General features: G+C 61.1%; 7 protein-coding genes and 1 pseudogene. 4 read left to right on the top strand and 4 right to left on the bottom strand.

Annotated features, from left to right (window positions below; all coding sequences use genetic code 11):
- Positions 1-572: 572 nt before the first annotated feature.
- A complete protein-coding gene (locus tag ACYYKW_RS26200; protein ID WP_464991565.1) occupies positions 573-1070 on the bottom strand; it encodes a winged helix-turn-helix transcriptional regulator in 498 nt (165 codons plus the stop codon).
- A gap of 99 nt (positions 1071-1169) precedes the next feature.
- Between ACYYKW_RS26200 and ACYYKW_RS26195 the strand changes: the two genes are divergently transcribed.
- A complete protein-coding gene (locus ACYYKW_RS26195; protein WP_464991564.1) occupies positions 1170-1796 on the top strand; it encodes a cysteine hydrolase family protein in 627 nt (208 codons plus the stop codon).
- Between the two features lie 35 nt (positions 1797-1831).
- On the opposite strand, the gene ptrR is transcribed toward ACYYKW_RS26195, so the two are convergent.
- Entirely contained in the window at positions 1832-2710 is an 879-nt protein-coding gene (gene ptrR / locus ACYYKW_RS26190) for a putrescine utilization regulator PtrR (protein WP_090288565.1), read from the bottom strand.
- Positions 2711-2813: 103 nt separating this feature from the next.
- Between ptrR and ACYYKW_RS26185 the strand changes: the two genes are divergently transcribed.
- Positions 2814-4205 carry an aldehyde dehydrogenase family protein gene (locus tag ACYYKW_RS26185; RefSeq protein WP_464991563.1) on the top strand — a complete coding sequence of 464 codons (1392 nt, stop codon included), beginning with the start codon at positions 2814-2816 and terminating at the stop codon, positions 4203-4205.
- A gap of 170 nt (positions 4206-4375) precedes the next feature.
- Here ACYYKW_RS26185 and ACYYKW_RS26180 read toward each other — a convergent pair whose 3' ends face one another.
- Complete coding sequence (locus ACYYKW_RS26180; protein WP_464991562.1) at positions 4376-5545, bottom strand: acetyltransferase domain-containing protein; 1170 nt, start codon at positions 5543-5545, stop codon at positions 4376-4378.
- Positions 5546-5762: 217 nt separating this feature from the next.
- Between ACYYKW_RS26180 and ACYYKW_RS26175 the strand changes: the two genes are divergently transcribed.
- Together ACYYKW_RS26175 and ACYYKW_RS26170 are read left to right on the top strand one after the other, a co-directional pair.
- Entirely contained in the window at positions 5763-6359 is a 597-nt protein-coding gene (locus tag ACYYKW_RS26175; RefSeq protein ID WP_093100803.1) for a paraquat-inducible protein A, read from the top strand.
- A complete protein-coding gene (locus ACYYKW_RS26170) occupies positions 6356-7042 on the top strand; it encodes a paraquat-inducible protein A (protein ID WP_464991561.1) in 687 nt (228 codons plus the stop codon). The genes ACYYKW_RS26175 and ACYYKW_RS26170 overlap by 4 nt, the downstream gene beginning before the upstream one ends.
- Here the strand turns inward: ACYYKW_RS26170 and ACYYKW_RS26165 are convergent.
- Positions 6975-7297 (bottom strand): annotated as a pseudogene (locus ACYYKW_RS26165) (hypothetical protein); the annotation flags it as partial. The gene ACYYKW_RS26170 and the pseudogene ACYYKW_RS26165 overlap by 68 nt on opposite strands.

The raw sequence follows: 7297 nt of genomic DNA, 5'->3' as shown, positions 1-7297 counted from the left end.
CCGGGCGCAGCGGCTACGGTTTGCTGCGCTGCACCTCCTTCCGCTGTGTACGACTTCGTCGTACGGTCGCTGCGCTCCCACGCCCGGATCGATCCCTCCACTCAGCCTTCCGATGTCGCCGGTTAGGCAAGATCAAGATCAAGGGCACTCGAGCTTGCGCTCATTGTTGAGTGGTGAGAAGCGGGTGGTTGGCTTGGGATTTTCGGTGTGGCTGCCCCTCATCGGAACGCCGCCCGCCCAGCCCTCTCCCGAGGGAGAGGAGCCGATTTTGATTGGATTTGAAATTTGTATTCGACTCGGTTTTTCATGTCGACGTAGCCCCCACATCCACCGCGATCAGTCCCCTCTCCCTACGGGCGGTCCGACGTTTCGGGAGGGCTAGGGTGAGGGGCTTTTGATTCTGCCCTCAAGCGATGGCAGCGCGTCAGCCAAGCATTCTCTTTGCTGGTCCAACCAATCCAAACTGTGGGAGCCAGCCTGCTGGCGATAGCAACGGGTCGGATATCCCAACGGTGACTGACCCTCCGCCTTACCGAGCTGTCTCGCTCCTGCAAGGGTCGTTGTTTGCATGGCTATCTGTTTTTGAACGCCTCGCGCCGTGCCTGGCGTTCGGCGACGTAAGCCGCTTGCGGCTGGCTGATCAGATCTTCACGGCGCAATGGTTCGCCGCAATGCGCGCACACCGGCCCGAGGCCTGCGGGGTGGTTGCAGGGTTTGTGGGTGAAGACCACCGCCAGCCCTTCCTCGGGGGCTTTGCACCAGGTTTCGCCCCAGGCGCGCAAGGCCAGGATCACTGGGTAGAAGGCTTCGCCTTTCGCGGTGAGGTGATATTCGTAGCGTTTCGGCCGTTCGTTGTACAAACGCCGCTCGACCAGTTCGTCCGCCTCCAGGCACTTGAGACGCGTGGCGACCATCTGTGGGGTGCCACCGGTCTGCGCCTGGATCTCGTCGTAGCGATGGTTGGCCATGAACAACTCGCGCAGAACCAGCACGGTCCAGCGATCACCGACGATGTTTTCGGCCCGTGAAATCGGGCACAGAGTGTCGGGTGCGCTATGGTTTTCAGCCATCGGAGCTTGCCTCTTTTGCAGTTACTATGATTATCATATCAACACGATGCCGGGACAAGCCCTGCGCACCGCTCTTTCCTTTTGCCGGAGCAAGCCGTCATGTCAAGCCCTCTCTACCCGCTGGACCGCACTGCCTATCTGCTGGTCGATCCGTACAACGATTTCCTTTCCGAGGGTGGCAAGGTTTTCCCGCTGATCAAACCCATGGCCGAGCAGAACGGCCTGCTCGACAACCTGCGCAAACTCGACCGCGCGGTGCGTAGCCTGCGCATTCCGGTGGTGATCGTACCGCATCATCGTTGGGAAAAAGGCGATTACGAAAGCTGGGATCACCCCACGCCTACGCAGTGCAAGATCATGCACATGCATCATTTCGCCCGCGGCGAATGGGGTGGCGAATGGCATCCGGATTTCACCCCGCAGGACGGCGACATTGTCGTTCAGGAACATTGGGGCTCAAGCGGTTTCGCCAACACCGACCTGGATTTTCGCCTGAAGCAGAAAGGCATCACCCACGTCATCATCGTCGGTCTGCTGGCCAATACCTGCATCGAAGCCACCGCCCGCTATGCAGCGGAACTCGGCTACCACGTCACGCTGGTCCGCGATGCGACCGCCGCGTTCAAAGAAGAGATGATGCACGCGGCCCACGAGCTCAACGGTCCGACCTTCGCCCATGTCATTACCGACACCGAGGCGTTGATCGCCAGCCTCGAGTCGCAATAAGCCCACGCCTGACCGCGGCTGATTTGCAGCCGCGGTCAGGCATCCGCCGGCACCACCCCACGCTCTTCGAGCAAGCGCACGAACATGCTCAAGCTGCGCGACACCGTGCCGCGACGCCAGACCAGCCACGTGGTCAGGTAACGAAAATCAGCAGTCAATGGCCAGACGCTGACGGTTGCGCTGCCGGGCATGCTTTGCAGCATTTTGCGCGGCATCAGCGCCAACCCGGCGCCGGCACTGACGCAGGCGAGCATGCCGTGGTAGGACTCCATTTCGAAGATCTTGCCCGGCACGGCGGCGTCGGTGCTGAACCATTTTTCGAAGTGATGGCGATAAGAGCAGTTGGAACGAAAGGCGTAGATGTTTTCGCCGTTCACATCTGCCGCACGCTGGACGGGCGCATGGTTGAGCGGCGCGATGATGACCATTTCTTCCTCGAAGGCCGGCACGCCTTCCAGGGTTGGATGCAGCACCGGGCCATCGACGAACGCCGCCGCGAGGCGCCCGGCCAGCACGCCGTCGATCATGGTCCCCGATGGACCGGTCGACAGGTCCAGATCGACTTTGGGATGCAGTTGGTTATACGCCGCCAGCAGTTCGGGAATGCGCACCGCCGCCGTGCTTTCCAGCGATCCCAAGGGAAACGCACCCTGCGGTTCTTCACCCGCCACCGTTGCCCGCGCCTCCTGCACGAGATCGAGAATCCGCCGCGCGTACTCGAGAAAACTCCACCCGGCCGGTGACAGGCGCAAACGGCTTTTCTCACGAATGAACAGATCGACGCCCAGGTCTTGCTCCAGTTGCTTGATCCGCGTGGTCAGGTTCGACGGCACGCGATGGATTTGCGCGGCCGCGGCGCTGATGCTGCCGTGCTCGGCCACGGCTTTGAAGATTTCCAGTTGCACCAGGTCCACAGGCATTCTCCAATCGTGAAAGAAACGATCTTTATTATTCAGTTTCCAGAAAACAAACGCCACCCTACTCTAGGCCCATCCACTGAACATGCAGGACGACGCCATGAGCCAGATTTCCAGCCAGACCCACGCCATTTCGATCAACCCAGCCACCGGTGAGCAGATCGGCCACTACGCCTTCGAATCCGCTGCCGACCTCGATGCTGCGTTGACCCGCGCTGCCTACGGCTTCGGCAAGTGGAAGCGCAAGCCGTTGCAGGACCGCTCACGCTTGCTGACCGCCCTAGCCGGCTCGCTGCGCGACACCGCTGAGGCCATGGCGACCATGATCACCCTGGAAATGGGCAAGCCGATCGCCCAGGCCCGTGGCGAAATCGAAAAGTGCGCCAAGCTCTGCGAGTGGTACGCCGAACACGGCCCGGCCATGCTCGACGCCGAACCGACTCAGGTCGAGGGCGGCAAGGCGCGCATTGAATACCGTCCACTCGGGCCGATTCTGGCGGTGATGCCGTGGAACTTCCCGATCTGGCAAGTGCTGCGCGGCGCCGTGCCGGCGCTGATCGCTGGCAACACTTATGTGCTCAAACATGCGCCGAACGTGATGGGCAGCGCTTACCTGCTGCGCGACGCGTTCACCCGCGCCGGTTTCGCCGATGGTGTGTTTGAAGTAATCAACGTCACGCCAGAAGGCGTATCGACCGCCATCGCCGACCCGCGCATTGCTGCGGTCACGCTGACCGGTAGCGTCCGCGCTGGTATGGCCATCGGTGCTCAGGCCGGTGCTGCCCTGAAAAAATGCGTGCTGGAGCTGGGCGGCTCCGACCCGTTCATCGTGCTCAACGATGCTGACATTGATGAAGCCGTGCAGGCTGCTGTCATCGGTCGCTATCAGAACTCCGGTCAGGTCTGTGCGGCGGCCAAGCGTCTGATCATCGAGGAAGGCGTGGTCGAGGAGTTCACGCGTAAATTCGTCGAAGCCACACGTCAGTTGAAGGTCGGCGATCCATTGGCTGCCGACACTTACATCGGCCCGATGGCGCGTTTCGACCTGCGCGATGAACTCGACCAGCAAGTACGCGACACCCTGGAAGAAGGCGCGACGCTGCTGCTCGGCGGCGGCAAAGCGGCTGGCCCGGGCAACTACTACGAGCCTACCGTGCTGGCGGACGTCACCGACCGCATGACCTCGTTCAAACAGGAACTGTTCGGCCCGGTCGCCTCGATCATCACCGCCCGCGACTGCGCCCACGCCGTAGCGCTGGCCAACGACAGCGAATTCGGCCTGACCGCGACGATCTACACCGCCAACGTGCCACTGGCTCAGCAACTGACCAGCGAACTGGACACCGGCGGCGTGTTCATCAACGGCTACTCCGCCAGTGACCCGCGCGTGACCTTCGGCGGCGTAAAGAAAAGCGGTTTCGGCCGCGAGCTTTCACATTTCGGCGTCCGCGAATTCTGCAACGCGCAGACTGTGTGGCTGGATCGTAAATGACCCTGTAGTCAGCCTGCTGGCGGTTGCATCTGATCAGTTGAATTTTTTTTGGCTGACAGACCGCTATCGCGAGCAGGCTCACTCCTACAGGTAATGGGTTGCAGCTCCGTTGCGGGCACAACACAAAACACTGTGGGAGCCAGTCTGCTGGCGATGGCGGCGGTCAGTGCTTACAAATACTTCAACCAGGTCAGATCCCGACGGCGCGCTTTCAAGTCCGAAAACCAGCGCACGGCCGGGAACAGTGCAATCGCCAGAATGATTGCGGCCAGCCAGATTGCCGCCACCGACGAAAAGCCAAAATAGCTGCCCTGATTCAGCCCGAACAGCGCTACGCCGATCAGGTACAGCACTTTCAAGGCATACAAGTGCAGCAGATAGAAAAACATCGGTGCCGAACCGAACACGGTCAGCCAGCGAATCCAGCGCCGCTCCTGCACGCGTTCGAACGCCAATAGCAGCAACAAGCCGATACTCACTGTCAATGCAATAAACAGCAGCGACGGCGGGTACTTGGTGATGTTGAAAAAGCTCATCAACGTTTGCACCAGCGTGTCGCCTGCGGCCCATGGCTTTTCCCCGTAACCGTTGAGCAGCCGCAGCGCGACAAAGCCAAGCAGCCCTGCGCCACCGGCGATCAGCAGGCGCCGTTGCCGCACAACGGCGTCGACGCCGCGGGCAAACCACGGCCCCAAGGCGTAGCCCAGACCGATCACACCGATCCACGGCAACAACGGATAGGAGGTGCGCAGACGCAAGCTGTCGCTGACGTCGATCCAGCCGCGATCATGCAGGATCGCCCAAGGCACATGCAGCGCCGATTCCAACGGGAAATGCACGCCGTCGAGAAGGTTGTGACCGGCGATGATCAGCACGCTCAACGTCAGCAATAGCGCGCGCGGCAGCCAGACCAGTGCCGACAAGGCGATCATGCTCAAGCCGATGGCCCAGATCACTTGCAGATAAATCACGCTTGGCGGGAGCTGGAACGTCCAGGCAAAGTTGACCAAGGTGAATTCCAGCACCACCAGAAACAACCCGCGCTTGAGCAGAAACGCGCTGACATCCGCCTTGCCGGCATACTTCTCCCCGAACAGCCACGCCGACAACCCGGTCAGCAGCACGAACACCGGGGCGCACAGGTGCGCCAGGGTGCGACTGAGGAACAACGCCGGCTCAGTGCTGGCAATGTCCATCGGATCGCCGACCTGACGGTGCAGCAGGAAGGTTTCACGCACATGGTCGAGCAACATGAACAGGATCACCAGCCCCCTGAGCGCATCGATGGACAACAGTCGGCCGGACGTAACCGGAGCAGATCGGGACAGCGCAATCGTCATGGATATTTCACATTCAAAGGAAAGACACCAGGCGGGAGCGACTGGCCGCCTGAAAAACTGCGTTACCTTATAACATCAAAAACGCAACATCCAAACCCGATCGAGAGTGATTCTCAGGACTTATCCATCGTATGCCCCGCTGCATTTGCCCAATCGCCTCAGACTTCTATAGTGATCAAGTCTCCCTGCCCTTGCGGCTGATTGCCGAGCGTGGTCCATGGTCAACACCGAACACCTGATCATCTGCGAGCACTGCGACTGCGTTTATCAAAAAGTCGTCCTCGCCAAACACCAGAAAACTCTCTGCGTACGCTGCGGCGGCGTCTTGCAGCGCTACAACGGCCTGACCATCGAACAGCGCCTGGCACTGACCTTCACGGCGGCGATGCTGTGGCTGTTCGCCAATTTCTACCCGGTGATGAGCATCAGCCTCAAAGGCCTGAAGAACAGCGCCACGCTGTGGGATTCGGTGCTGGCGCTGAGTCAGGGGCCGATCACCTTCATCGCCATGGTCGCGGCAATCGCGATCATCATCGCCCCGGCCTTTCAATTGGTGTTGCTGATCTGGGTGCTGGGTTTTGCCCTGACGTCGCGACGGGCACCGGGCTTCAAGCTGTCGATGCGCTGGCTGGAGACCCTGCGTCCGTGGAGCATGCTTGAGGTGTGCCTGCTGGGTGCAATGGTCGCGGTGTTCAAGCTCGCCGGGCTGCTCGATGTGCTGCCGGGTATCGGCCTGTTCGCTCTGGCGGCGCTGAGCCTGATGATGATCCGCATTGCCGGGCGCGACATCCGTGAACTGTGGGATATTTTATGAAACGTCCACCGACCGCCGCCGAGCTCAACCTGTGCCTGTGTCACAGCTGCGGCCTGGCCTGCGATATGCGCGACGAACCGCATTATTGCCCGCGCTGCGATGCGCCACTGCACCGACGCAAGACCAATTCGCTGACGCGCACCTGGGCGTACATGCTCGCCGCGCTGGCGTTTTACGTGCCGGCCAATCTGCTGCCGGTGATGAATACGCTGATGCTCGGCAGCGGCGCCGACAGCACGATCATGAGCGGCGTGCTGGAATTCTGGGAAGCGGGTGCGTGGGACATTGCCCTGATCATTTTCATCGCCAGTATCGCCGTGCCGGGGATCAAGTTCGTCGCCCTGACCTTGCTGCTGATCACCGTGCAGCGCGACAGCGCCTGGGCACGCAAGGAGCGCTCGAAGCTGTACCGTTTCGTCGAGCTGATCGGTTATTGGTCGATGCTCGATGTGCTGGTGGTGGCGTTGGTCGCCGCGCTGGTGAAATTCCAGACGCTGGGCGACATCGAGCCACGACCGGGCATTCTGTTTTTCGGCCTGGTCGTGGTGTTCACCATGCTCGCGGCGATGAGCTTCGATCCGCGGCTGATCTGGGACAAGGACACCGACGACAGCGTCAGCGACGCTGAGCCGCCAGCAGCACCTGTAACGGATGACGCAACGCCTGATCCGACTGGCGCTTGACCTGGCTGCGGCACGAATAGCCGGTTGCCAGCGCTTCGCCCTGCTCCGCCGATGCGTCGACCTGGCGCGCCCAGGACTGCTCGTAAATCAGCGCCGAGGTCTGACGATTGCGCGCCTCGTGGCCGTAAGTGCCGGACATGCCGCAGCAGCCGGTGGCCTGGGTTGTCAGTTTCAATCCGGCACGCTCGAACACCTGCTCCCATTGGCGGGTCGCAGCGGGCGCATTGGTTTTCTCGGTGCAATGGGCGAGCAGAC

It is taken from the genome of Pseudomonas sp. 15C, from assembly GCF_055484735.1.
The sequence above is the reverse complement of the archived record's forward strand: the minus strand, read 5'-3'. Positions and strand labels throughout refer to the sequence as shown.

Excerpts from the sequence above, each read along its gene's own strand:
- ACYYKW_RS26185 (WP_464991563.1), top strand. The coding sequence starts at position 2,814 with ATGAGCCAGATTTCCAGCCAGACCCACGCCATTTCGATCAACCCAGCC.
- ACYYKW_RS26195 (WP_464991564.1), top strand. The coding sequence starts at position 1,170 with ATGTCAAGCCCTCTCTACCCGCTGGACCGCACTGCCTATCTGCTGGTC.
- ACYYKW_RS26200 (WP_464991565.1), bottom strand. The coding sequence starts at position 1,070 with ATGGCTGAAAACCATAGCGCACCCGACACTCTGTGCCCGATTTCACGG.
- ACYYKW_RS26170 (WP_464991561.1), top strand. The coding sequence starts at position 6,356 with ATGAAACGTCCACCGACCGCCGCCGAGCTCAACCTGTGCCTGTGTCAC.
- ACYYKW_RS26175 (WP_093100803.1), top strand. The coding sequence starts at position 5,763 with ATGGTCAACACCGAACACCTGATCATCTGCGAGCACTGCGACTGCGTT.
- ACYYKW_RS26180 (WP_464991562.1), bottom strand. The coding sequence starts at position 5,545 with ATGACGATTGCGCTGTCCCGATCTGCTCCGGTTACGTCCGGCCGACTG.